Annotated in this window: 23 protein-coding genes; 3 read left to right on the forward strand and 20 right to left on the reverse strand. The window is 33.9% G+C overall.

Annotation, left to right across the window (positions count from 1 at the left end; genetic code table 11):
* Positions 1–371: 371 nt before the first annotated feature.
* Together ABS911_RS00940 and ABS911_RS00945 are read right to left on the reverse strand one after the other, a co-directional pair.
* Positions 372–842, reverse strand: a complete 471-nt coding sequence (locus tag ABS911_RS00940; RefSeq protein ID WP_350465850.1) for an SRPBCC family protein — start codon at positions 840–842, stop codon at positions 372–374.
* Between the two features lie 42 nt (positions 843–884).
* Positions 885–1046, reverse strand: coding sequence for a hypothetical protein (locus ABS911_RS00945; protein WP_350465851.1), 162 nt, complete (start codon positions 1044–1046; stop codon positions 885–887).
* 303 nt (positions 1047–1349) lie between these two features.
* Here ABS911_RS00945 and ABS911_RS00950 point away from each other — a divergent pair, with 303 nt between their 5' ends.
* Positions 1350–1943: a hypothetical protein gene (locus ABS911_RS00950; RefSeq protein ID WP_350465852.1), complete on the forward strand. Its 594-nt coding sequence runs from the start codon at positions 1350–1352 to the stop codon at positions 1941–1943.
* A gap of 104 nt (positions 1944–2047) precedes the next feature.
* On the opposite strand, the gene ABS911_RS00955 is transcribed toward ABS911_RS00950, so the two are convergent.
* From ABS911_RS00955 to ABS911_RS01005, 11 genes are all read right to left on the reverse strand, one after another.
* A complete protein-coding gene (locus ABS911_RS00955) occupies positions 2048–3358 on the reverse strand; it encodes a DEAD/DEAH box helicase (RefSeq protein ID WP_350465853.1) in 1311 nt (436 codons plus the stop codon).
* Between the two features lie 156 nt (positions 3359–3514).
* Positions 3515–4516 carry a Gfo/Idh/MocA family protein gene (locus ABS911_RS00960; protein ID WP_350465854.1) on the reverse strand — a complete coding sequence of 334 codons (1002 nt, stop codon included), beginning with the start codon at positions 4514–4516 and terminating at the stop codon, positions 3515–3517.
* Between the two features lie 78 nt (positions 4517–4594).
* Positions 4595–6088: an AcpB/EbpR/MafR family transcriptional regulator gene (locus ABS911_RS00965; protein ID WP_350465855.1), complete on the reverse strand. Its 1494-nt coding sequence runs from the start codon at positions 6086–6088 to the stop codon at positions 4595–4597.
* A gap of 702 nt (positions 6089–6790) precedes the next feature.
* A complete protein-coding gene (locus ABS911_RS00970) occupies positions 6791–7660 on the reverse strand; it encodes an aldo/keto reductase (RefSeq protein WP_350465856.1) in 870 nt (289 codons plus the stop codon).
* Between the two features lie 167 nt (positions 7661–7827).
* Complete coding sequence (locus tag ABS911_RS00975; protein ID WP_350465857.1) at positions 7828–8673, reverse strand: metallophosphoesterase; 846 nt, start codon at positions 8671–8673, stop codon at positions 7828–7830.
* A gap of 190 nt (positions 8674–8863) precedes the next feature.
* Complete coding sequence (locus tag ABS911_RS00980) at positions 8864–9547, reverse strand: hypothetical protein (protein ID WP_350465858.1); 684 nt, start codon at positions 9545–9547, stop codon at positions 8864–8866.
* A gap of 323 nt (positions 9548–9870) precedes the next feature.
* A complete protein-coding gene (locus ABS911_RS00985; protein WP_350465859.1) occupies positions 9871–11673 on the reverse strand; it encodes a hypothetical protein in 1803 nt (600 codons plus the stop codon).
* A gap of 115 nt (positions 11674–11788) precedes the next feature.
* A complete protein-coding gene (locus ABS911_RS00990; RefSeq protein ID WP_350465860.1) occupies positions 11789–12448 on the reverse strand; it encodes a TasA family protein in 660 nt (219 codons plus the stop codon).
* 603 nt (positions 12449–13051) lie between these two features.
* Complete coding sequence (locus ABS911_RS00995) at positions 13052–13552, reverse strand: signal peptidase I (protein WP_350465861.1); 501 nt, start codon at positions 13550–13552, stop codon at positions 13052–13054.
* Positions 13553–13650: 98 nt separating this feature from the next.
* On the reverse strand, positions 13651–14781 hold the full coding sequence (locus tag ABS911_RS01000) for a carbohydrate kinase (protein ID WP_350465862.1): 1131 nt from the start codon (positions 14779–14781) through the stop codon (positions 13651–13653).
* A 34-nt stretch (positions 14782–14815) separates the two neighbouring features.
* Entirely contained in the window at positions 14816–16288 is a 1473-nt protein-coding gene (locus ABS911_RS01005) for a UDP-N-acetylmuramoyl-L-alanyl-D-glutamate--2,6-diaminopimelate ligase (protein WP_350465863.1), read from the reverse strand.
* A 231-nt stretch (positions 16289–16519) separates the two neighbouring features.
* On the opposite strand from ABS911_RS01005, the gene ABS911_RS01010 reads away from it, so the two are divergent.
* Positions 16520–16996 carry a hypothetical protein gene (locus ABS911_RS01010; RefSeq protein WP_350465864.1) on the forward strand — a complete coding sequence of 159 codons (477 nt, stop codon included), beginning with the start codon at positions 16520–16522 and terminating at the stop codon, positions 16994–16996.
* A gap of 484 nt (positions 16997–17480) precedes the next feature.
* Here ABS911_RS01010 and ABS911_RS01015 read toward each other — a convergent pair whose 3' ends face one another.
* From ABS911_RS01015 to ABS911_RS01025, 3 genes are all read right to left on the reverse strand, one after another.
* The gene (locus tag ABS911_RS01015) at positions 17481–18149 is read right to left on the reverse strand and encodes a P-II family nitrogen regulator (protein WP_350465865.1); all 669 of its coding nucleotides are present in this window, start codon (positions 18147–18149) and stop codon (positions 17481–17483) included.
* Positions 18142–19632 (reverse strand): DUF1538 domain-containing protein, encoded by a 1491-nt coding sequence (locus tag ABS911_RS01020; RefSeq protein WP_350465866.1) that lies wholly within the window; start codon positions 19630–19632, stop codon positions 18142–18144. Before ABS911_RS01020 ends, ABS911_RS01015 begins: the two co-directional genes overlap by 8 nt.
* Positions 19633–19961: 329 nt before the next feature.
* A complete protein-coding gene (locus ABS911_RS01025) occupies positions 19962–21224 on the reverse strand; it encodes a mechanosensitive ion channel (RefSeq protein ID WP_350465867.1) in 1263 nt (420 codons plus the stop codon).
* Positions 21225–21443: 219 nt separating this feature from the next.
* Between ABS911_RS01025 and ABS911_RS01030 the strand changes: the two genes are divergently transcribed.
* Positions 21444–22793 (forward strand): MATE family efflux transporter, encoded by a 1350-nt coding sequence (locus tag ABS911_RS01030; protein ID WP_350465868.1) that lies wholly within the window; start codon positions 21444–21446, stop codon positions 22791–22793.
* A 376-nt stretch (positions 22794–23169) separates the two neighbouring features.
* Here ABS911_RS01030 and ABS911_RS01035 read toward each other — a convergent pair whose 3' ends face one another.
* The 4 genes from ABS911_RS01035 to ABS911_RS01050 all read right to left on the reverse strand — a co-directional run bounded on the left by ABS911_RS01035 (position 23170) and on the right by ABS911_RS01050 (position 25647).
* On the reverse strand, positions 23170–24039 hold the full coding sequence (locus ABS911_RS01035; RefSeq protein WP_350465869.1) for a DegV family protein: 870 nt from the start codon (positions 24037–24039) through the stop codon (positions 23170–23172).
* Between the two features lie 30 nt (positions 24040–24069).
* Positions 24070–24498: a DUF1801 domain-containing protein gene (locus tag ABS911_RS01040; protein WP_350465870.1), complete on the reverse strand. Its 429-nt coding sequence runs from the start codon at positions 24496–24498 to the stop codon at positions 24070–24072.
* 28 nt (positions 24499–24526) lie between these two features.
* Positions 24527–25102, reverse strand: coding sequence for a hypothetical protein (locus ABS911_RS01045; RefSeq protein ID WP_350465871.1), 576 nt, complete (start codon positions 25100–25102; stop codon positions 24527–24529).
* 122 nt (positions 25103–25224) lie between these two features.
* On the reverse strand, positions 25225–25647 hold the full coding sequence (locus ABS911_RS01050) for a VOC family protein (RefSeq protein WP_350465872.1): 423 nt from the start codon (positions 25645–25647) through the stop codon (positions 25225–25227).
* Positions 25648–25852 lie beyond the last annotated feature (205 nt).

The following is a 25852-nucleotide window of genomic DNA, read 5'->3' on the forward strand; positions in this document are numbered from 1 at the left end:
TCTAGATTGTTAAGTAGTGCCTCTCTAGTTACTATTTGCTCGTAATAATTCATCTAGATTGTTAAGTAGTGCCTCTCTAGTTACTATTTACTCATAATAATTCATCTAGAATGTTAAGTAGTGCCTCTCTAGTTACTATTTGCTCGTAATAATTCATCTAGATTGTTAAGTAGTACCTCTCTAGTTACTATTTGCTAGCATTAATTTGTTTAGAATGGTGAGTAGCACGCCTCTACAAGACATTTGCTAGCATTAATTTGTTTAAAATGGTGAGTAGAACACCTCTAGCTCAAATATATTAAATAGTTTACTGTCCTTTCACTCAAAAAGAAACCAGAGAAATGATAATCGATTTCTCTGGTTTCATAATTTTATTTAGTTAGTTGTTCCTTATATTGAGGATAGACCTTGTTCCATTCATCTTGTCGATCTTCGATTGGTTTATTGGCTAATAATAGACCAATCACATCCAAACAAACATGCCACCCTGCGATGTCTCGAGCTGTATGTTCGGTTACTTCTTTCATGTATTCTTTCAGCACTAAATGAGTACCTTCTGGATTTTCACTTAAGTTAAATCGAATCAAATTTTTATCCCATGTAAACTCCCATACTGTTGGAATCTTAACTTCAGTTATTGTCATTTCTTCATAAGAGCCATCTCCCATATCAAATAACAATTTTCCACCTTCAGCTAATTCTTGTATCTTAAGTTCACTAAACCACTTTACCAAATGGTCATTATCCGTTAACATTGTCCATACTTCCTCTATAGGATAAGGAAAATCACGGTGAAACTCTGCAACTGTCTCATCATTCACTCGTTGTATTTCTGCCAACATTTTGCTACCTCCAGTATGTTTTACGTTTTTTCTTTTGAATAGTTAGTCTTCTTTCTTCTCACCTTTGTTGTATAACACAAAACCTAAAATAATCAGCATTATGCCGATTCCTAAAATGAGTATGCGGTGCTCTTCCAGACCTGTGAGACCTAATATAACGGCAACAAATCCGATTGTCATCATAAACAATCCATTCTTCAGCATGATTCCTCATCCTCGCTATTTTGGATTTCGTCTTTCAGTCAATAGTTGAACTTTCTTCTTCACATACCTATTTTCACCAAAATGAAAACGTGTGTCAACTTTTTGCTCTTATTTTGAAGGTTAATGCATAAATAACGCTTCCACTTTATTTTAGGATGTGCTATCATACAAAAAAAAGCATACCTATAGTCGTTACATGCCCTTGCATCGTCAGCATGTCCATTAGCATATTCCTTTGTTTCTTTACTAAATCTTGTTACACTAACGTTAACGAGTTTGACTAAATTGAAATGAGGTAGTTTGATGAAACAGTTAAAGGTAGGCCATTATTCCATGTGGGCACATTCCATTCTTATCCTTACTCTTTTTTTTGCTGGATCTGTTATTACTGGCTGTGGCACAACAGATGTAAACAGTGCTGATAGTGCTTCTGCTCAGCAAAAAGAGTTCCATGCTGCTTCTAAATCTAGTACTGCGGTAGCCACACCACTCGAATCAACCACTATAGAAGCAAATGACGGTGTGATTACATTTGATGATTTCAAAGGATATTGGGCTACTTTTGATTCAAAAGAATCCGTTCCTTTTCAATCTGATATCGGTAAATATACTGTTGCAATAACAGATGACTCCTTTATTCCAGGTGAATGGGGAACAACTTTAGGTGGTAGTGATATCCTTGGTTATACAATTGAGGGATCTATGCTAACGTTAGAACTTTATACACCTGATTCGAATCTTGAGGGCAAAGACGAAACCTATTTGTTGACACTAGAACTTATAGAAAAAGACGGTCTATTTGTTTTAAAATCAGCTAATGGATCAGTTATTTTTTACCCCGTTACTTCCCAAGAATTTCTAGATGCTGGTTGGAAAATACCTAGCGATAGTTTATAGAATAGGGTATTCCATAAAGGTTTCAGCTTGCTTTTTAAATCATTCATGGAAAATAAAAAAAAGACTAGAAAATACATTTCTGTATTTTTCTAGTCTTTTTTACTTTATTCGATTTCTTTGTTCTTTGTTTTTCTACGAGCACCTTTATTTTTATCTACTTTTTTACGGTGTTTCTTCTTTTTCTTAACTGGTTCAATGATTTCTTTTTTAGCTGTCTCAACAGTTGGTTTAATAATTCTTTTCACTTTAACAGGTACTTTTACTGCTTCAGATGTTTCTGGCTGTTCTTCAGCCAACGGACGCTCTTTCACAATTTCTCCACCATACAAGTAAACTTGGCTCAATTTGATTTCCAATGAAGAAATCAATTTTTTGAACTCTCTTAATTCACGTTCATTGACCAAGGTCAAAACAGTTCCTGTTTTCCCCATTCGTGCCGTACGACCTGAGCGATGAATGTAACTTTCTTTCGTTTGTGGAACATCATATTGAATCACGTACGGTAAGTCTTGAATATCTAATCCTCTAGAGCCTACATCCGTCGTTAACAATAATTTTATTTTACCATCACGAAATTGTTGCAACGCTTGTTTGCGCTCTGTTTTATACTTTTCACCGTGTAAAACAGCTACAGAGATACCTTCGTAATTCAATTTCTCAAAAGCCAATGTTAAGTTAGCAACATTATTTACAAAAACTAACCCTCTAAAGTCTTTCATATGTGTCAATCGTCTAAGTGTCTCTACCCGTTTACGTGTAGGTGTTTCAATATACGCATGAAGGACTTCGCCTTTAGACTGATCATCTTCTGTTGCATCGATCCATTCCGGTTCTACATTAAACCATTTTGCCAAATCTTGCATCAGTTCATTACTAGTAGCTGAAAAGAAGCCCATTTGACGTTGTCCAGGCATTTTATTGACTAGTTTTCTTACCGTTGCCAATTGCTCTTGCTGCAATAATTGATCCGCTTCATCCAAAATAACCGTTTGTACTGTATGCAATTTTAATTTTTTTGTTTCAGAAATTTCAAAAATTCGACCAGGAGTACCGACAATAATTTCTGGTTTTTCTTTCAGTTTATCCAACTGGCGATTTAAGTTTGCACCACCAATAATAGTCTGACTGTTTAAGCCAAGTTGGTTTGCCCACTCTTGGACTACTTCTCCCACTTGAATCGATAATTCTTGTGAAGGTGTCAAAATAACTACTTGGACACCAGCTTTTGGTTCAACTTGTTCTAAAGTTGGAAGTGTATATGCTACTGTTTTACCAGTTCCTGTAGGTGAGATACCCACCACGTCTTTTCCTGTTTTTAGCGGTTCATAAACTTTTTCTTGAATAGCAGAAGGTTCTTTATATGCTAATGCTTCCCAATGCTGTTTAAATGCGGGTAAACTGTTTTCTATCATCATTTAGTCCTCGTTTCTTTGCGTACCTGTTGCTGTCATGCTCTATCATATCAAAATTATACCGTTTCAGCTAACTTTTCTACTGTTATTTTTTTATTCCATCAAATTAAAAAGGAAACTCGAATAAATCATTCGAGCTTCCTTTTAGTTAACTTTGTTTTATTTTTCGTCTGCCGCAAAAACGATACCGGCATCTTTACGTAAATCTGTCATCACTTGATTCACTTCTTGACTTAGCGTCAACCATTCTTTGTATTCTTTTTGTTTAGCAACATCATCAGGGAAGTTGATTACGTCTGCAAAGTCTTTAGCCTCATCCATCATTGGATTCTCAGAAGTTTTTTGAGCAATGCTTTCTTTCAATTTGGTTTTGCGATCAATCACTTCAATAGTTGTGATAGATTCAATACTGTCCATCGATAGTGTTTTATTTAAACCATAAATTTCAGCTGGCAAGTAAGAATTAACAATTTTACCGGCTAATATTGTTACATCAAACCCTTTGTAGCGTAAGATGATAGTTCCTTTCCCATCGACTCCTGTAGCAATTTTCGTACAGAAATAATGGCTGCTTTCCGGCATACCAAACCATGAAATCGCAGCATATAACGGATAAACACCTAAATCGGCTAAAGCTCCACCAGAATAGTTTAAAGAGAAAATATTTGGTTCTTCGCCATTTAAAACAGCATCATAGCGAGAAGAATACTTCATATATGCAAAGGTCGCACCTTGAAGACTTTCAATCGATTTCACTTCTTCTTTTACAATTTTAAAGTTTTCTTCGTGAACATGACGAGCCGCTTCAAATAAAAACACTTTATTTTCTTCAGCTACTTGAGCTGCAGCGATCCATTCACGCGGATTAGAAAAAATAGGTTTTTCTACGATAACATGCTTACCTGCTTTCATTAGGGTAACGGCTTGTTCATAGTGCATGCTATTTGGTGATGCAACGTACACAACATCAATATCTGAATTTGTAGCGAAGGCTTCTAAACTTGTTTCAAAAACAGTTGCATGGTAAGGTTCGCCAAAAGCTTTGGCTTTTTCAAGCGATCTTGAATACACGCCAACTAACTGATATTCTTGCGTTGCGATTGCTGCATCAACAAATTGATTCGTGATCCAATTTGTTCCAATAATTCCTAAATTTAACACCCTATCAACCCCACCTAATAAATCGTTCACACGTTAAGTGCAAGCGTTTTTTTCTTTTATCATACCATATTATTCCATTTAATTGAAATGAGAATAAGTATTTAACCAGTTGTTGTCATTCTCTTTAACCTGTTTGATATCAGATAGGATATTTTGTATGTTTTTCCAGTTCCGTTCATTTGGAGCATACTCTATGCCGATGATCGGTATTTCTTTAGCAATCTTTTTCCTTACCTCTTCTACTTGAGCATCGGTCACCACAATTTGTATTTTTGTATTCCCAAATTTTTCCTCTGCTAGACTATAGCATACTAACTCATTAGGAAAAAAGCTCTTTAAGATTTCAGCTAAAAATAGTTCATGCGTTTCCCCAAACTGGGAGATAATCAAAACACTTATTTTAGGCTGTAACTCTATAATTTGATTTATTAACCCTTTCCAATGGATAATCAATAAATATAAAAATTCACTAATATTCTCACTTTCTCTTGGAATCCATTCGTCATTAGTCCAATCCTCTAGTTCAGTAATAACCAATTTTATAAATGAATGATACATTTTATCTATATGCTGCAATGTATTTTTTGTTCGATTAGCAAAAAAATAATTCTGTCCTTGAAATTCTCTTTTATACACAACATGATGAAAAATAATCTGCTGTAACTCAAGTTTATTCGGCAAAACAAACTCATTTTTTTCAGAAAAACGAGTTAAAAATAAGTCGATTTGCTGGCAGATTATTACTAATTCTTTAGATAAATGGGTTGATTGAAGATTTGGCTTCAGAAATCGATTGATAAAACAAAATCCTATATAATAAAGTTCTTGCTTAGGTATATGAAATGGTAATTCATTTAGAAGTTCTTCTATACTGTCTAAAATATTTTTCTCTACTATCATGGGCGGCGTATACTTTTGAAGTATATAGCCATTACTAATGCGTTCGAGGTTAATTAGTAAATAAAGAGAGAGTTTATTTTCGGTAATAACAGATAGCGTTATATCCGTTTTTTTTGCGAGTTTATGTACAATTTGTTTTACTTCATTAAAATTAGGATGTTCCGTTACAACTACTTTAACTCCGTATTTTTCCCAGAAAAAAATATTATAAAAGTAACGAATTTGTTTCTCAGGACCGACTATTGCCATAGGATTTTTTTGAACAGTTAGTTTATATTGGTCAAGAAATAAATTAATCTGTTTTATGCTGCGTATAATAGAAGATGTACTAGTAAATAATCTTTCAGCATAATCCTCTATAGAGTAGTGAGTTTCATTGTATAAACACTCTAAAAGTTGAAAATTTAAATTTCTAGCTAAAATTTCTTGATAGACACTTTCCATTTGAAAAGTAGTTGGTGCAATCAATTTTACACCATGGTGATTGGACGTGACCAGTTTAATAGGAAGGTGAGCGGATGTATTGTAGTAATATATGTCTGCTTTAACACTACGGACAGAACATTTTAAGCAAAAAGCTATCTCTTCAACAGTCCACCATTCATCACTAGCATTTAATAATTCAATCAATTCTAAGCGTCTTAATGAACTAGAATCCAACAATAATCTCATGGTACTGATCACTCCCACGTTTTTATTTCTACCCATTCGACACGAATTAAACAGATTTCGTTGTTAAACAAAGAATCGTCTCGTATTGCAGACGATTCTTGCGATGTACTCATAAAATGAGTTTTTTTGCAAAGAGGATTACGTCTATCACAATTTGGCATGGGGTATTGTGAATAGATGGGGGTAAGTGTAAATTGGATCAATGTAATTCTTTAAATGTAAAAACCAATCGTACAGATAAGTTTGCCAGACAAATCGTGGGTATACGTGGTCATTTTAAAGGAGAGAAATAGAGCTTAGGATATTTAACTAGGTAATTCTTGAGGTTTAAAGCAGGGTATTTTTAATCCTTTAGAATTAGGGTATAGGATCAGATAGGGGTTCGGGCGGTTGTACAAGAGACGGAGAAACTCTAAACAATTGTTTATTATTTCGTCACATCACTCCTCTGTTTATTAAGTAACATCAGTATAGCAAATTCTAATCAAATTTTCATTTCATATTATGCACTACATCAGGCAATTTATGATTAATCAATTGTTTAATAAAAAATCTCTATCAAACATTTGTCCTCCGTCCTTTTAAAAAAATAAACCAATGAATAAACAATGCTTAAAAAGGCACTGTATTCATTGGTTTATGATTAAATTCATATTATAAAACGCCGTTTATTCAAAAATATAGTTATTTTATTTATAAAACTTATCTACGACCCTGTCTTTTTTCTCGATTTAAACGAACCATTCCATGTGGGTTACGTTCTCTATTTTGTTTATCTAGATTATTAATGGTATTCATATCCTCATCTGATAACATAAAATCAAATACTTCAATATTTTCTTGCATCCGGTCTTTATTACTAGATTTTGGAATTGGGATTACATCACGTTGAATATCCCAACGTAAAGCAACTTGAGAAGCTGTCTTACCATATTTTTCACCGATGGTTGTCAAGTGGCGTTCTTTACTGACATTCCCTCTTTTTAAAGGGCTATAAGCCATTGTCACAATATTTTCAGAATCACAAAAGTCGTTTAAATCCTCGTTAGGATGCCCAGGATAAACTTCAAACTGATTGATAGCTGGATTTACTTTTGCTTCTTTTAACAATTCAGACAAATCGCCTCTACTAAAATTAGAGACACCGATTGATCTCGCTCTACCTGATTCATAAATATCTTCGAGTGCTCTCCACGTATCTAAGTTTACTGCGTCATCTTTATCGGGCCAGTGAATCAGCAACAAATCAACATACGGTTGGTTTAACCGACTTAAACTTGCTTCAAAAGATTGGATAGCATTATCGAACCCAGCATCTGTTTTCCAGATCTTAGTAACAAGAAAAATTTCATCACGAGAGACACCTGAACTAACTGCACGATTGATTCCACGACCAACATCTTCCTCATTATCATACTGTGAAGCTGTATCAATTAATCGGTACCCTTTCATAATTGCTGAAAAAACGGCTTCTTCAGCTTCTGTTCCTGTCATTCCACTAGTTCCTAATCCAATTCCAGGAATCGTGTACCCGTTGTTTAACGCCATTCTGTCTAATAAGCTTACTACCATAGTTATCCGCCTCCTAAACTTTGTGTTATCTTTAGTTTAAACAACCCTAGGTTAAACTTCAAAAGAAAACACTTACAAATCAAAAAAAAGACAGAACATGAAACGCACAATAACTTAACTATTGTGTGCTTCACTTCTGTCTTTTCAGCTAGGTATTATTCGATTTTTTAATGTAAAATAACAACTACCATTTCTGGTCGATTGTTAAAACGAAACGGAAAGGTAGAATTCCCAATTCCTCGGCTGACCATCATACGATAAGCTGGCATATTGGGATCATAATAAATTCCACTGGTGAATGCAGGTAACTTCCCTTGACCTGGTGCAAACAAGCCACCTAAGAAAGGCAACCTAACTTGCCCTCCATGAGCATGTCCACTAAGCGTAAGCGCTGGAACACGCGTTAAGTCCATTAAATACTCTTCAAACAATTCGGGATGGTGTGCCAATAAAATACGCGGCTTTGTACGCAAAGATTCTTCAATGGTCACCTCTCTCAAAATAGGTTTTGGCGTATTCTCAAAATCTTCTTTCTCAGACAAACCCATAACTACGATTCCATCGTCTCCAATTGGTAGCCAATCTGCTTCATCAATCAATACTCTTACTCCAGCAGAGGTTAGGACCGTTTCCCACTTTTGCAAATGACCTGACATCAAGTCATGGTTTCCGGTCACAGCATAAGTTGGGGCGATCTCGACTAATGCTTTACAAAAAGATTCCAATTCTTTTTCTGGAAAATCGCCACGTACGTCTATCAAGTCACCAGTCAATGCAATCATATTTGGTTCTTCTTTTGCAACTTTTTCAATTAACTGTTTTATAGAAACACCTTGACGCGGAAAGTGTAAATCACTTAAATGAACAATTTTTGCCCCACTTAATTTTTTCCCCGTGAAAGGCAGTTTAATCTCAATTTGCGTTCGTTGTAGCTGTGTATTTTGTAGATACAAATAAAGAACGATAACACATATGATTGCTATAATTATACCAACTATTGTCCATCCTGACATGCTTATTCCTCCTTAACCAAACCAAAACTAATTACTTTTACTTATTGCTCTAATTAATTGATTCATTTAGTGTACTAGTCTTGCCCTATTGTATCATAGTTTTCTTGATAAAACGGTTACCAATGAATGGTTCTCATCAAAAAAAATTCCGATTCTTTTGGATAAAAGAATCGGAATTTTTTTTATTTATTTAATTAGTGTAAACCATTTTAGTATTTGTTAATGTATCAGCTGTTACTGATTTAAACGAGTACTGTTCCTTGCCACTTTTAATCTCAAGCTCAATAGCTTGGATTTCCTTTTCAGCATTATATGTCATTAATAAATCTACCAGTCCTTTTGATTGTGTTAATATAGTATCCACGCTTAACCCCTCTTCAATTGTTAGTTGAATCGTAAGGACGCCACTCACTAAGTCAAAATTATTCTTGCTAACATCCCATTGTTTAGAAAAAGTAGTGTCCGAGACCGAAGTTGCATTATGGTAAAAATGTGTCATTTTTACTCCTTCATTCGTTGTTTCAGCTTTATAATTTAGTTCTTTTTTCGAATCCGTTTCTTGTGCAGAATCATAATAAGTTAAAATAGTCACTTCTTGTTGTTTTTCTTTTTTTAATTCTTTTACTTCTTCAATTAACTCTTCTTCAGTACTATCAGAAGAAAAAATAGATACTATAGGATCAATCTTTTCCAACTTTTTTGACGAAAAAGTAGTGCGGTAGGTGCTAGCTAGTCCATCTAATGCATTAGCATAAACGGGTTGAAACAGGTAGCCTAAAAAGAATAAGCCCCATCCTAGAAGTACAACTAAACTTAAACGAAGGTAAATTGCGTTCTTTTTATGTATATGAGTATGCACTGTTGGATTTCTCATAAAAAACACCACTTCCTATTATTCAATTTTAATCTATTCTTATACAAAAAACATACTACTTTACGTCATAAATGTCACGTTTTTTAATTAAATATCGTATAAAAATTCCACAAAATCAATATAAAGCCCTTACATTTTTTTGAAATCTCTTTTCGATAGCTTCTATCTTATAGTTATATAATCGACATAAAATTTCATTTGTTAAGCTTTATTTTAAAAAAAGGCAAAAAAAAGAGAACTAGATATAACCTAGCCCTCTTCCATGTCATTATTATCTTCATTCAGTAAGATAATAACATATTTTATTTTACTCATTCGTTTATCTACTCATCACTTATTTCTTTAGATATAGTTTGATCTGAGTTTTCAATTGGTACAGTTTCTTCCTTTATTTCAACATCGCTGTCAGCTGATGAAGAATCAAAGGGTTCTACTTTTCCAACATCATCTATCTCTTCTTGAAAAGACTCCTCAATCGGTACTTCAGCAGCTGGCTCATTTGATACTGTGTTATCAATCGCTGAATCTGGTTCTTCTGTATTTTTTGAAGTATCAGACTGCTGTTTAGTTTGTTCTTCTGTCTCTTTATCTATCAAAGGTATTTTCATTGATTTTATACTTGTAGATTGAGTTTGAAGACTACTTTCTAATTTTCTAGAAATAACTAATGTGTTGCTAGCATCTCCTGTAATTTTTACGTTTAAGGTAGCCTCATCCAATTTTTCATTAGAATTTAACCACAGAGAAAATGTTTTATTTGTATTTGCCTTACTTGATACCAACTTCCCATTGTTTCCAGTTATCTCAACGTTAACTATTTCATTCTTTAATTGAACTTCTTTGAAATCTTCCGGTCTTACATATGGAGCTGAATTATAGTAAAGATGTTTAATAGATAAAATTCGTTCATTACCTGTTAAATTAATTGACATTTGCGCATAATTTTTAGGCGCATCTGGTATATCAGTATTTAAGACTAATCTAGTAGCAAAAAAGTGATTATAATTATGTGAATTATCATAATAGTGATATTCATTTGATCCATACATACCATACTTTTGAATTTCAATATTTAGGCTTATAGCATATCTATCTTTATTCGATTGAGCAAGTGATGTATCTGGATTTGATGGATTATAAACATATTCATCTTCTAGTTTAAATGTAATGATTATCCCATGATGCTCTTCATTTAGTTCTATCGATTCTACTTTGATAGCTGCTTCGTCCGTTGTTAACTTAGAAACAATAAACATTTCTTTAGTTTCTTTTGCACCATTATTTTTAGTAATGATTTTTGTTAAAGGTTCACTTTTTGGCAATTGAATATATAACATAGCTTTATTTAAATTTTTAATTTTTCTTGTTTCTGAATTAATCGTTTCGTATGTTTCACTAAAAAACATTTCCATATTTTCTAAACTATAGGTGTAATTTCCATGCACAGCATTAATAAACGTTCTTTGATCTGGCCAATAACTTTTTTTTTCAACAACTTCAGGAACAAGTGAAATATTATTTTCTATTGTCAACGTGTCAGAAAACAGGTTATCATTCGCATCTAAAGTATTCGATTGGATCATTCTAAATGTAACACTAATTTTAAGCTTTTCTTCTTTAGTAGGAACACTACTTTTATAAGAAATACTTACTGGTACTTTACCTACTGAATCAGGTTCAATAACGACATCACTACCGCTCGTACTTTTTACAAAAGTAAAGCTATTTGAGTTTAAAGTTATTGCAGTTGCTTCTACATTATTTGCTGCACTTCCTAAATCGATTGAGATTACCATATTTTTTAATTCATCGGCGGTCAGTAATGAATCATTTTCTTTTGTTACATCTACTTTGTAAGCTAACTTCGCAGACAAACTCCCATTGTTCACAAGAGTGCTTGAAGCAATTTTAACTGGCTCTCCTTCAGTAAATTTAACTGAATCAACGATTTCAGTCTCCTTTGGATCTAAACTAACGGTTCCAAATTCCAACTGAATTCCTAAGGTTTGATTTACTGTATCACTAAACACTGCTTTTACAGGTATCGAGGGGGATAACAAGAAAAAAGCAAAGCAAAACAAACTTATTTTTACTAGTCCATTTAAATTCTTTGTTAGATTCCTCATGTTATCCCTCCTATTCCTTATTCTAAGTAATGAAAAAATTCTGAATAAAAAACGATTAGATAACTTCCCTAACCGTTTCTATCAAACTATAAATAAAATTTTGTTTAATATTTTTTTATTTTGTTGCTACTTGATTGGCTGTTATTTTTAGGTTTTCTTTAAGAAAGTCAGAAACAACTAAATCTAAGTTTTGATTTCCAGCTTTTTCTTTAGCTGTAGCATTAATATTAAAATCAGCACTAGCATTTTTATCTACTGTAATAACAACCGTGTATGTTGTTTTACTATCTACACCAGAATTTGCCTTGAGCACTAGATTATTTTTAAAGTCTTTAATAGTAATAATGAACGGAGTACCTTTAATTGGGTGTTCACCATTTATTTGGTCTTGAGTTACTAAATCTAAATTTAGTGGGTCTATAGCTGGATTCATTTTCCCACTATATTCTAACGTCACTTTTGTATCAAGAGATCCTGTATTTTTGATAGTATATTGTCTTGTAAAAAAATCTCCTGGTTTAACATTTTTAAATGAGTAGTTTTTTGTTATTTCATCTTTACCTAACTTTTTCAAATCCGTACCCGTTGTTGTTGGTATCCATTCAGAATCTTCTGTACTTATTTCTACATTGCCTAGTTCTAATACGATATTTGCTTGTTGAGTTCTACTATCCGAGAAATAAGCTCTTGTGCCGTATGCTGCCACACTGATAATTAATAAAGTTCCTAGTAGTAATGGTAATTTTTTTAGTCTGCTTGTTGACGCTTTTTTCATTTTATATTCTCCTCCGTTGTTTTTAATTGTTTGCTTGTTTCCAACACTCGTAACTATAATCTTGGTTAAAAAAGAAGTCAAACAATATAGTATTTATACAAAATAATAAATATCCATCATCTAAGATGTAACTTTTGTTTATAAATACCGCTAATAAAAATCACTTTGATATTCAAACAAATTGCATTATGATGGCCTTTAAAGAAGAGATTGTTATGTTTTTGTATAAGAACAGTTGTAATCCTAAACATATTTACAACATTTGTTTTAATTGAAATAGTATAAATTGAATAATTTATGAATATAAAAACCGATTATATACCTTTTATTGACATTAGCTGTTACTTTATGAAATAAAGACCGTTTTTTAGTATAGATTATAAAATTAAAATAAACACCTATTAAATTTTATTTCTTTTTACTCTTATTTTTCACCCATAAATATTAGATTAATTTCTAAAAAAAGAGCAAAAAAAATAGAAAGTGGATAAGATTATCCACTTTCTATTTAATAAAGACGCTTACTACTGTATAAATATTTTTATGTCCATTTTGTGACAATTTAGTAAACAGGTACTTAACAAACAGTTGTTTATTAGGTGTTTACTCTGTTGCTTCTTCCTTTATTGATGGGTGAAGATAAAGATAGATAAGATAGATGCCCATTAAAGCGACAATGACTGCAAAGGCAATCGGTTTTTGTAAGAACGTAATGACATACCCAAAGTATGGAATCAACATTTTTTGAGTTCCTATGTAGGACTCTTCTATTACAAAACCTTGATCTTGAATATTATTGGCATCCCCTTTTGTAACTAATCCTTCAGCTGTTCTATCCACTACTCTATGCGTAACAAGTTCTTGATTGTATTGAAACGTAATAATGTCTTTTTTATTCACGTTGTCATAAGGATCCATTTCAACAATGATAAAATCACCTACTGCTATTTTTGGCTCCATACTTCCGCTTACAACAGTATATCCTTTGTATCCAAATAATCCGCTGCTGTCAGGAGCAGAAAAGAAGCTGATTCCGGCAATTATTACAAAAATAAGAACAATGACTACTGCTATAGTTGTTCCAATAGTTTTTACTATTTTCATGGTTTATTTCCTCGCTATCTTTAAACTGGTTTAAAGATAGCATATCTTTATTATTAAATCTATCTTATATCGTTTATGATCAAACAAAAATCATTCATTTATTTGTAAAATACCTTGTCGACTAAACACCCATTATATTCATTTTGTAACTGATTTTTGGATAAATTAGGACGTACGACATACAAAGACTGAGAAGTATGATAAGCATTCGTTAATCCTACTTTAATGCTTTCAGATAAAGATTCACCTTGCAGACGGTTAAACACCAGCCCCGCACAAAAAGCTTCATTCATTCCCCAATTATAATGGTCATTTTGTTCGCTTGAGTAATTAAAAATATGAATACCATCTTTCTGAGATCCATACGCAATTTTAGTGCTTCCTTTAGAGACAAAAACGTGTTCAGGTCCTTTTCCATTATTCAACCATTTTTTCACTGCATTTATTAAATCTTCATCAGTTTTAATAGTCATGTTAAAGTGTGCTTCAGTTTCATTGGTTTTCGTAATCAGCATTTTTATTCCATCTAAATAACTTGGAAGATTCGATAACTTTTGAACAGATACAGTTAGCAAAACAATAGGAACATCATATTTAACAGCAAAACTAGTTAAAAATTCAGTTGTTTCCTTAGGGCAATTTAAGTCGATGATGATATATTTTGAGCGTTTTAAGACGGATAAATGCTTATTGATCCAATCAGGAGTCATTTTATCAAAAATATCCACTTCAGCTAGACCTAAGACCATTTCCCCGTTTTCATCGATTACTTCCATGAATGTTCCAGTAGGACATCCTTCTATTGTATCGACAGCTTTAATATTCATAAAATGTTCCGAATGACTTTCAATCATCTTCCATTCTGCATCATTCCCAGCAACTGAAAACAACATTACTTTTTCTTCTAAGCGACCTAAATTTTCGGCAACATTACGTGCAACTCCCCCAACATTTGTCCGAGATTGTACATTATTAGATGTTCCTTGAATTAAAGTATCTTTAACTAAGTATCGGCGATCAATGTTTGCTCCACCAATGCAAATAATAGGTTCTTCATCATTTAACACATATGCCTTTCCTAATAAATAATCTTTTCTTACAAGTCCTGAGATGAGATTCGCTGTAGCAGAACGGGACAACCCAATCACATTTGCCAATTCTAGTTGAGCTATAAATGGATTCTCACGTATCGTTTCTAAAATCAACTTTTCCTTTTCATTAAGGCTCATTGTAAGTTTTCCTTCCTGAGTTACATTTTTTTGGTTACTGATCGGTTATTACTGAAGTTGATAGTTTATTTTTTTGCAAATACAGAACAGTTTCTTGATCTGATTTTGTGTTTAATGCATAGTTTTCTTTGTACTGCTCATGTCCCTTACCTAATAATAAAACCCAGTCGCCTGATTGGGCATTCTCAATAGCTTTTTGAATAGCTAGTGTCCGATCCATAATAATACTCGTCGAATTTTCTACTTGGCATTCTTTTTGAATCATTACATAATCTGTGTACAATTTATCAATCGTTGAACCAAAAAGTTCCGTTACCGTTAGAATAGAAGAGTCGCTCAAGCGAGTCACGTTTTCAAGCATCGCTTTTCTTTTAGTTGTATCACGGTTACCAGCGAATCCAAATACTGTGATAATATGGTTCGCTCCATTGTTGATAGCCGTATTGATTGCTATTTCTAAAGCATCCGGTGTGTGAGCATAATCCACAACCACTGTTACATTTTTTTCTAAATGAAAGAGTTCAAATCGTCCTGAAATACCTGTAAAATCTGACATGTACGGTTCAACCTTTTCATACGGAACCCCTAACTCATGGACTGCACAGCTAGACATAGATAAATTATACAAGTTATGCATTCCTGGTAATGGCGTACGTAAATTATACTCCTTATTTTTATGCATTACTAATACGTTGTTTAGGTCTTTACTTAAAATTTGAATATCACTAAATGATTGTTCGCCTACTGTTAAAACCTTCTTACCTTCTGCAGTCAAACGCTCAATTAGCTTTTTCCCCCAGCTGTCATCACTATTAACGATTGCTGTTCCATTTGGTTTAAGCTTTTGAAATAATAACGCTTTGCATTCAAAATATTCTTCCATCGTATGATGATAATCTAGATGGTCATGTTGTAAGTTATTAAATAGAGCATAATCAAATTGAATCCCCTCTAAACGGTCTTGTTCTAGTCCTTGAGAAGATACTTCCATAACAACAACTTGATCTGTTGATGCAACTAATAATTGATTGATTGTTTTAGCATTAGGGGTTGTATTAATAGCTTGAATTTTTTTACCGTTGATTTCATTATAGATGGTGCCAATCGAGGAAACACTGTAACCTTGTTTTTCTAATAGATGCTTAATAAAGAAACTAATTGTCGTTTTACCATTTGTTCCAGTAATCCCTATCATAATTTTATCTTTTGAAGGGTCTTTATAAAATAACTTTGAAACTTGCCCTAGTGCCTTTCGAGCGTTTTTTACTTTTAGATAAGGAACATCTAAATCCATAAGTTCATTTTCTCCGATAATTAAAATGGCTCCATTAACAATTGCTTGTTGGATATAGATGTGCCCATCTTTCTTATACCCTTTTATTGCAATAAAAACATAGCCAGGTTTGATTTCATTTGAATTATCAGTAATCCCTTTCACTTCTAGTGACTGATCCAAGGTTTCGCTGTATTCTAAATGACCCATTGTTAGTATATCTTTTATTTTCATTGTGATCAGCTTCCCCTCTTTTCCTTTGATAGGACACAAAGCAAAATTATATTATTACTTCTGTTTAGTAATTTTCATTACGAAATAGTTTTATTTTTTCGTTAAATTATTCAGTAGATATTCATAATCTTAACCTAGATAGCGCTTAATTTCAATTTACTTACCTTTGTTTATTAAAAAATAATAAATAAATTAGATTTCTATTCTAAGTTAGCCGAATTAAGGCTTATTGTGCCTACTCAAATAGAAAGCGGTGCTGAGTTGATCGAACTAAGGCTCGTTACTTCAACTCAAATGGTAATCAAGTCTGAGTTGATCAAATTAGGGCTCGTTACTTCAACTCAAATGGCAATCAAGTCTGAATTGATTGAATTAGGGCTCGTTACTTCAACTCAGATGGTAATCGATTCTGAGTTGATCGAATTAGGGCTCGTTACTTCAACTCAAATGGCAATCGATTCTGAGTTGATCGAATTAGGGCTCGTTACTTCAACTCAAATGGCAATCGGTTCTGAGTTGATCGAATTAGGGCTCGTTACTTCAACTCAAATGGCAATCGGTTCTGAGTTAATCGAATTAGGGGTCGTTACGTCAACTCAAATGGCAATCGATTCTGAGTTGATCGAATTAGGGCTCGTTACACCAACTCAGATGGTAATCAGTTCTGAGATGATCGAATTAGGGCTCGTTTTACTTCAACTCAAATGAAAATTAATTCTGAGTTGATCGAACTAAGGATTGTTGTACCTACTCAAATGAGATTCTAAGTTGGACCTGATAGTGGTTTCCCTTCTCATTATCAAATCCGGTCCATTTTGGAAGTAGCGGCAGCTTATCGCAACTCAGTTCGATAAACGATAAACTCGCAGAAATTTATTTAGCCTTTGTCTATCTAACGGCTATTTTCCTCTTGACGAACTAGTTTTAAAACATACCCTAAGATAAATAACCTGTATAGCTAAATTAGTGTATGTATTGGTCAATCTACTGTCAATAAAAAAATCACAAAGAAGATAAAACATCTTCTTTGTGATTCCCATATTTTTATACGGAGCTAAACGAGACTCTCCGCATCCTTTAGTTGAGTTTCGCACTCCAGACTTTCGGAAAAAACGTAATTCTTTCAGGGATGAAACATCCCTTCCAGAATTCCTTTTTTTTCTGTCGTGCCTACCGTCGAACTTCGCATCCTTTAGAATAAGCCTCTTGTGTTGGTTACGTCCATAGTGAAGAGTACACCGTTTCCTGGTTGTTCGATTTTTAGCGCATTGCTGATAGATGCTACCACGGCATCTGTGGTTTGTTGCTCTGTAAGGATCATCACGACTTCTTTTTCTGGTTCGATGTCCATTGAGAAAAGACGGCTTGTTTCGTGGCTACCTGAACCACGAGCATTGATGACTGTTCCTCCTTGAGATCCAGCTGCAACAGCAGCATCGATCACTTCTTCTGCTTGACCACGATCCACAATCGTAAAAATAGCTTGATGCATAATATCCTCAACCTTTCTGCCGTGAGCATCTGTATTGTAGATGCAATTTCGGTTTCCTAATAAATTTGCAATAGGAATCGTAAACGCAATTCCTCGATTTCTTTTTTTCAATTGTAATTTCTCTGTTAAGGCATCTAATGCTGTTTCAGCCGTTTCTTTGCGTGCAGCCATAATTAAAACTTCTTTTTTGACATCTTCTAGTCCAAAAAATTTTAATGCTGAATTAGACGCTGTACCTAAACCTCGAAAAACCGTTCCTCCAGATATGCCATTCTTTTTAGCAATTTGCAGAGCCTTACTACCCGTCCCGCTATTCACTACTAAGAATAACAAATCATAATCCATACCTTCAATAATCGTGTTACTCATTCGATTGGAGTCCTCCCTTACGAGATTTAATTTTAAACAATATACCAAGTATTTCTAACGTGATGATTGGCATCATAGCTACCATTGCAATCATACCAAATCCATCTAATAAGACATTTGCTCCTTCGATCGATTCAGCTGCTCCTTGTACAAATGCTAAAATAAAGGTTGCTGTCATAGGGCCTGAAGCTACACCACCAGCATCAAATGCCATTCCGACAAACATTTTGGGTGTAACATACATTAGTCCAATGGCCAAAATATACCCTGGTAAAATAAAATGCCATAATTGTAAACCTGGAATTAAGATACGAATCATTGATAAAAGAACCGCTAATCCAACACCAATCGATAAGGCTGTTAGAACAACTTTCCTCTTAACATAGCCGTTTGTAACGTCTTCAATTTGATGTGTTAAGACATATACGGCTGGTTCAGCTAAAATGGTTACGATTCCTAATACAAAAGCAACGATCAAGACATAAATATTATTGTCCAAAGCCGCTACAGTATATCCTACCACACTTCCAACTTCCATGAAACCAGCATTTACTCCAACTAAGAAAATAACTAAACCAACAAAAACGTAGAAGGCCCCTTTTAGGATTTTCATTAATTTTTTCTTTGATAATTTCAAGAAAAAGACTTGGTAAATCAAGAAAATACTGACAATAGGTACTAAAGCAATTAATATTTCTTTTGTAATAGTAGGGAAATGATGAATAAATGGTGCGATAACCGATTCAGAACCAGTTAAATCTACTGCTAAACTTCCTGAAATTTCATCTTGTCCACCAATAATATTCATCAACATAACGGCTATAATCGCTCCTGAAGAAGAGATGGCTACTAAACCAAAGCTATCTTTTTCAGATGCTTTACCATCTTTTTTCAAATTTGATACGCCTAATGCTAATGCCAGCATGAATGGTACTGTTAATGCGCCTGTAGTAGCTCCCGAAGCATCAAACGCCATTGCCAGGAATTCATTTGATGTAAATAGTGCTAATAAAAAAATAACAAAATAGATTCCAGTCAATAATTTATACAATGGAATATTGAACACGATTCGCAATAAACCAATGGTCATCATGACTGCGATCCCAATAGAAACATAAATCAATATGCTCATATTGTCGATAACGCCTCCAGTAACATCTGCAATCTGATTAGCTAAAATATGCAAATCGGGTTCAGCGATTGAAATAAAGAACCCCAGCACAAGCCCTGCGATAACGACGACCCAAACTTTATTGCTCTTGGCGACTCCTTTTCCTAAATTGGTCCCAATGGGAGTAATCCCTATATCCGTTCCTAATAAGAAAATAGCTAACCCAATAACCACAAACAAAGCACCCAATAAAAAACGCAACAATAAACTAGTCTCAAGCGGTGCTATGGTAAAATTCAGTATTAAAACGATCACAACGATCGGCAATACGGATAGTAAAACTTCTTTAAATTTTTCTGTAAGTATACTCAAATAAATGGCACATCCTTTCTAACTTTGGTAATTTTGTCTTTACCTAATGAGGGTTGCTGAAGAAAACAAAAGATGAATATATTGAATTAAACCCTTCTTTTTGAACGTTCAAAGACCTATTTATCTCGGCTGAACTTATTTTTTGCTTTCATCAACTGCCCATGCAAGTACCTACTTCATTACCTATTTTTAATTGTACCATAAGATTTGCTGGAATTAAAATCTGATTAACTGTTTCTACTTATATATCTTATTGAATAATTGATTCGTTTAAACAGCAAAAAGACGAACTTCTAATAGTAGAAGTTCGTCCTTTTTATTCGCTTATTTTATAAAGTTGGACCTTGATCGTCTGTAGATTTACTTTCTTTTTCCATCTTTTTATCTAATTTTGCTAATTGACTTTTAGCAAAGTCGCGTCCACCAACACCAAATGCAATTGCAAAGGCAACTGACAAAGCTCCTAAGATTAAAATGAAGGCTAAGTTAACAATACTTGTAGCAAATTGTAATTGGTTTAGAGCCATGAAAACAGATAAAACAATCAAGATGTATTTCAAAATTTCACCAGCAAATTTATTACCAGTAGATTTTGAAATGAATCCACCTAATGCAGTTCCACCTACAACACCGATTCCTAAAATAATTAAAGCGCTAAGAACAAGTGGTAAGTAAGCGATCACTGCTGCGCCAATAGCATTTAGAACTTCTAAGTTTAAAACATTTAATGCTTCAACTACAAAGAATACACTAATAACAACGGTAACTGTTTGTCCAATAATTTTAGCTAAATCAAAATTCATATTTCCTGAATTTTTAATGTATTTAGTCAAACCATTGATACCAGTACTTGAAAGTAAATCTGTTAACAAATTACCTACAAATTTAGCAATAGCAACCCCAACAGCTAGTAGAATTACAGCTACAATAATATTTGGAATAGCAGCTAGAACTTGGTTCAACACACCAACAATTGGGCGTGAAATAGAATCAATATTTAATGTTTCTAAAGCAATTGTTACGATTGGAATTAAAACAACTACGTAGACAATGTTTCCTAATACTTTAGCCATTGTACTCTTTTGGCTAGCAGAAGGTGTTGCAGTAGTATCTGAATCAGAACTTGTAAATTTTGAAACCCATTTATCAACATTTAATGTTAACGCTAAGTTGTAAACAAGATTCTTAACAAAACGTGCAACGAATACTCCAACTGCTACAATTACTACTGCAGCAAGTAAGTTTGGTAAGAAGTTTAATGCACTATCAAACATATTCGAAATCGGTTGAGCAACTGCATCTAATCCTAACATACTTAAAATACCTGGTAAGAACAATAGCCAAATTAAAAAATAAAGTACTTGTGCTAGAGAATCGATGGTAGTGTCTGCTTGTTCCTGTGAGTTTGTTACTCCCCATTTTGTTAATAATCGACCAAATCCGGCTGCTTTCAACCCTTTTTGGACAGCTTTTTTAACTAGTGTAGCCACAATCCAAGCTAGTAATAGTAATAGGATTGCACCTAACAACGTCGGAAGAAAATCCAAAAATGAATGTAATCCTGAGTTGACTGTTTCTGTTACATTGTTCATATTTTACATCTCCTTTTTTTAATGTTTTCTTTACATTTATTAGTATAGCGGATGTAATTTTTTAAAGAAAATAATACGCATTATCTATTTCACTTATTTTACACACCTATAGTCTAAATCTTATTCTATCAATCTTTGACCCATTTATCTCATTGACTAAAAATACAATCATTGTTATATTTTTAAGAGTATATACATAAATAAAATAAGAGAAGGTGCATGATTATCAAAAAAAATCGGCTTGAAACAGAATCTATTCCAAGATTATTAGCAGAATTTTCAATACCGGCAATTATTGGGATGCTGGTTAATGCTATTTACAACATTGTGGATCGAATCTTTATTGGAAATGATCCAGTATTAGGATCTTTGGGACTAGCTGCCGTTTCAATTACTTATCCTGTAACACTGGTTTTACTGGCATTTGCCTTAATGGTAGGTGTCGGAGGATCGACTCGTTTCTCTATTAGCTTAGGTAGAAAAGAAACTGAAAAAGCTAAGTTCTTTTTAGGAAATGGAGTTACGCTAGCTATTCTCGCTGGACTGTTGTTTATGATTTTAGGAAATATCTTTATTGAACCCATCTTGCGTTTACTAGGTGCCAGTACAGCTGTCCTTCCATACGCAAAAGATTATTTGAGTGTTATTTTATATGGAGCTGTTTTCCAAAGTGTCGCTATGGCATTGAATAACTTCTCAAGAGCTGACGGAAACCCGCGTGTTTCTATGATCAGTATGATGATCGGTGCTGGATTCAATATCGTATTTGATTATATTTTCATCGTTCAACTGGGTTGGGGTATGAAAGGAGCAGCATATGCTACTATTGGCGGACAGTTTCTTTCAATGGTCTGGCAATTAACTTATTTCTTGGGGCCTAAAGCAAATATCCAACTGGTTTTCCAAAACATGAAGTTAAAAGTTGCCTATGTAAAAGACATCTTAACGACCGGTATACCAGCATTCTTATTGCAAATCGCAAATAGCGTGCTGAACATTGTCATCAATGCTAGCTTAGTTACTTATGGGGGCGACATTGCTATTTCAGTTGCTGGTATCATAACTAGTGCAACAACTATTATCATTATGATGGTTTCAGGATTGGTTCAAGGTCTACAACCCATTATCAGTTACAATACTGGAGCAGATCGAACCGACCGCGTAAAACAAGCGTTGAAAATTGGTAGTATTGTTGGTGGAATTATCAGCACGACAGGTTTCTTAGTTTTCCAATTATTCCCTGACTTCGTTATTACATTATTCAACCAAGAACCAGCTGTTGTTTCATTAGGAGTAGAAGCAATCCGCATCTGGACAGTAGCCTTTCCACTTGTTGGTATCCAAATTGTATGGGCAAGTTATTTTCAAGCAGTCGGAAAAGTTCAACTGGCCAGCTTTTTAAATTTAGCTCGTCAAATCATCTTTTTGATTCCATTAGTTCTCCTTCTCTCTTCTATTTTTGGTCTTTACGGTATTTATACTGCTGTTCCGATTGCTGAAGCTTTAGCTTTTGTTGTGACATTTGTCTTTTTAAAGAGTCAGTTCAAAACGACTCAGCATCCGCTTTAACAATTTAATTTATCTCATTAAAAGAGGACGACAGTTGTTTCGTCCTCTTTTTGTCATATTTGCTGCCCGAAAATCAATACTAATCTGATTGCACGTAGCAAATGCTACATTTTTTAAGGATTAAGGCTGTAATATGAGCTGTTATGGACAAGTTGAGCTCAAAATTTCGTTCACTCGTCCATGAAACAGCTTTTTATGGATGAGTGAACAAAAAAACAAACATTACTTGTCCATCAAAACTGGTTTCTCGGCAAAGTGACGCATAAAACTTTCCTCACTCATCCATGAAAAAGAGATCAGCAAAAATTAATGTGCGCTTATTGATAAAATATGCAAAAAAAAACGAGTCGAGACCTATAGTCTTGACTCGTTTTTCTTAGTTTTGATACCATTCCGGTCGTTCATCAAAGTAAAAGACGCCAATTCCACCAATTCCGATATGAGACCCTAGAACTGCCCCAATTCGAAATACTTGAGTTTGGCAGTCCGGCAATTCTTCTTTTAACTTCGCCTCAATCGCTCTAGCTGTTTCTTCATCGTCGCCATGGCTAATACCAATAGTTTGATCCGTAAAGTTTCCTAAACCATTTTTAACATCTTCAATTAATTTTTTGTAGATTTTTTTCTCTCCGCGAACAAGTTTGTGCATTTTGATAAAACCATCGTCAACAATCAAGTACGGTTTAATATTTAACGCTGTTCCTACATAACCCGTAGTTTTATTTACGCGCCCGCCTTTAACCAGCCAATTTAAGTCCCTTAACGTAAATTTGTATAGAACATGGTCGATGTTCCATTCCATTTGACGAACAATCTCGTCAAATGGCTTTCCAGCTTCAATCATTTTTAACGCTTGAAGTGCAATAAGAGCTCCACCACCTGCCCCTCCTTTTGAATCAACTAAAGCCATTTTTCGTTCTGGATATTTTTCTTTGTATTCTTCCATAATCTGATACGCAAATTGATACGTTCCAGACATTTTTGACGAAAAGGAAAGATAAATCATATCTTCATTTTCCTGAATCCCTTTATCCAATACTTTTGTCAGAGATTCATAAGAAATTTGAGAAGTCTTTGGCACTTTTCCAGACCGCATTGCTTCATAAACAGCATCCACTGTGATTTCTTCGCCATCCAAGTATGATTGATTATCTAGTATTATGCTAAGTGGAATGACCTCGAAGTCATACTTCTGTTCCATTTCTAAATTACGATCAATAGTTGTGTCAATAATTAATTTTGTCATTTTTATCTCACCTTATCTTTACGTTTACCGTTATTTTTTCTCCGGGTAAGTTTCTTTTATATAATTCACGCTGTCTTGTACTAATTCTTTTAGCACAGCTGGATCAATATCTATCACTTTTTTAATGTACAAGCAACCTTTTCCCATTTTATGCTTACCAAGTCGACTTAGTTTCTCTGCTCTATTTTCATCATCTGGTTGAGAAAGGTAAATACTGATTTGAGCTTTTCTAGGAGAGAATCCAACTGGAGGAGCATCTCCCTCATGTCCGCTTGCGTATTTGTAATGGTAGTAGCCAAAACCAATAATCGCTGCTCCCCACATTTTAGGTTCATAACCCGTTTCTTCACTGAATAATTGGATTAAGCGATGCGCATCTTGTCGTTTCTGCTCATCTTCAATTTCTTCTACAAACTTCGAGACATTTTCTGACGTTTCTTGCGTTTTATTTTCAGTCATTCCATCCACCTCTTCCAAATTAGTTCGATTAGTAGCTATTGGCTTGTTTAATCCATACTGTCGCTTCTTCGACAGTTACCGTTTGAGTAAAATAGTGATTCCACACCGAAACTAGATGATTCAGGTCGTATCTGCCATAAATTTTCCGAGCATTTTCTAGCTGTCTCAAAAAGAGCGAACTATTCTCTCGTTTCTCTTTAACTTTAGTTGAACTTGGTTCACTCTCAATAGAAGAAATAAGTTCATTTGGCAGAACGAGTGTCACTTTACTATTGATTACATAGGCAAATAGATAGCCAGATTCAATAGCAGACTGAACGCTATTAAGTGTTTCGTCAGATACATCTTGCAATGTTCCGTTAGCTGCGTTAGCAAGTATTTGTAGTGCATTTGAATCCATTTCTGCAAAAAAATTCGCTGCATTTTCAATTATAACCGATTTTAACTGTTCAATAATTTTAGTCTTTGTATAACTTTTCTTCATTAGTAGCTGTTGGCTTTCAGCAATTTGAAGTAATTGACCTTTTTTATAGACCATCAAACTATTTTCCAATTGATGATTCGGTATTCCTTTGATCAGCATTATATTATGTATTTCTCTCATTTTATCTAAACTCCTATGCTTCACTATCATTTATATTCATTCTACCGCATTTTATCTTATTCGTAAAATAACCACGAAAGACATGAGAAAACTTACCTTCTCATGTCTCTTTTGCTTACCATCTAAATGTCCATTGCATTCATATCCATATACATGATTTCCCATAGATGTCCATCTAAGTCTTTAATTCGACGATAATACATCATAGCCTCTTCTTCTTCACTCAAAGCAGTAGTTTTATCTTCCGCTCCATTTTTAAGTGCTGTATTTACGAGTTCATCAACTGCATCTTTTGATTCCACTTGTAAAGCAATAATCGTTTCGTTTTCTTTTGACGTATCTGTTATCCCTAGGTGGGTAAAACTTGTAAAGAACTCTTCCGTTAGCAACATCACAAAAATAGAATCAGAGATGATCATATTTGCTCCCTTATTATCTGTAAACTGCTCGTTAAATTTAAATCCAAGTGTCTTAAAAAAATCAATAGATTTTGTTAAATCCTTAACAGGTAGATTAACAAAAACCGCTTTCACTCCAACAGTCATTTCCCACACCTCCTTTATATGTAAATTGGTACCAACTCTTATTTGACTGGATCCTATTCATCATTAGTATACTCGCAATAATAATTATTATCCAAATACTCGTCTTCTTTTTTCAACACTATTTGTTATACTATAGGCGTTTTGTTTGATTCTTTAGTGGTAAACGATTATGATTAACTCACTTGTTACACATCAACTGGCACAT

The organism is Carnobacterium sp. (assembly GCF_040274425.1).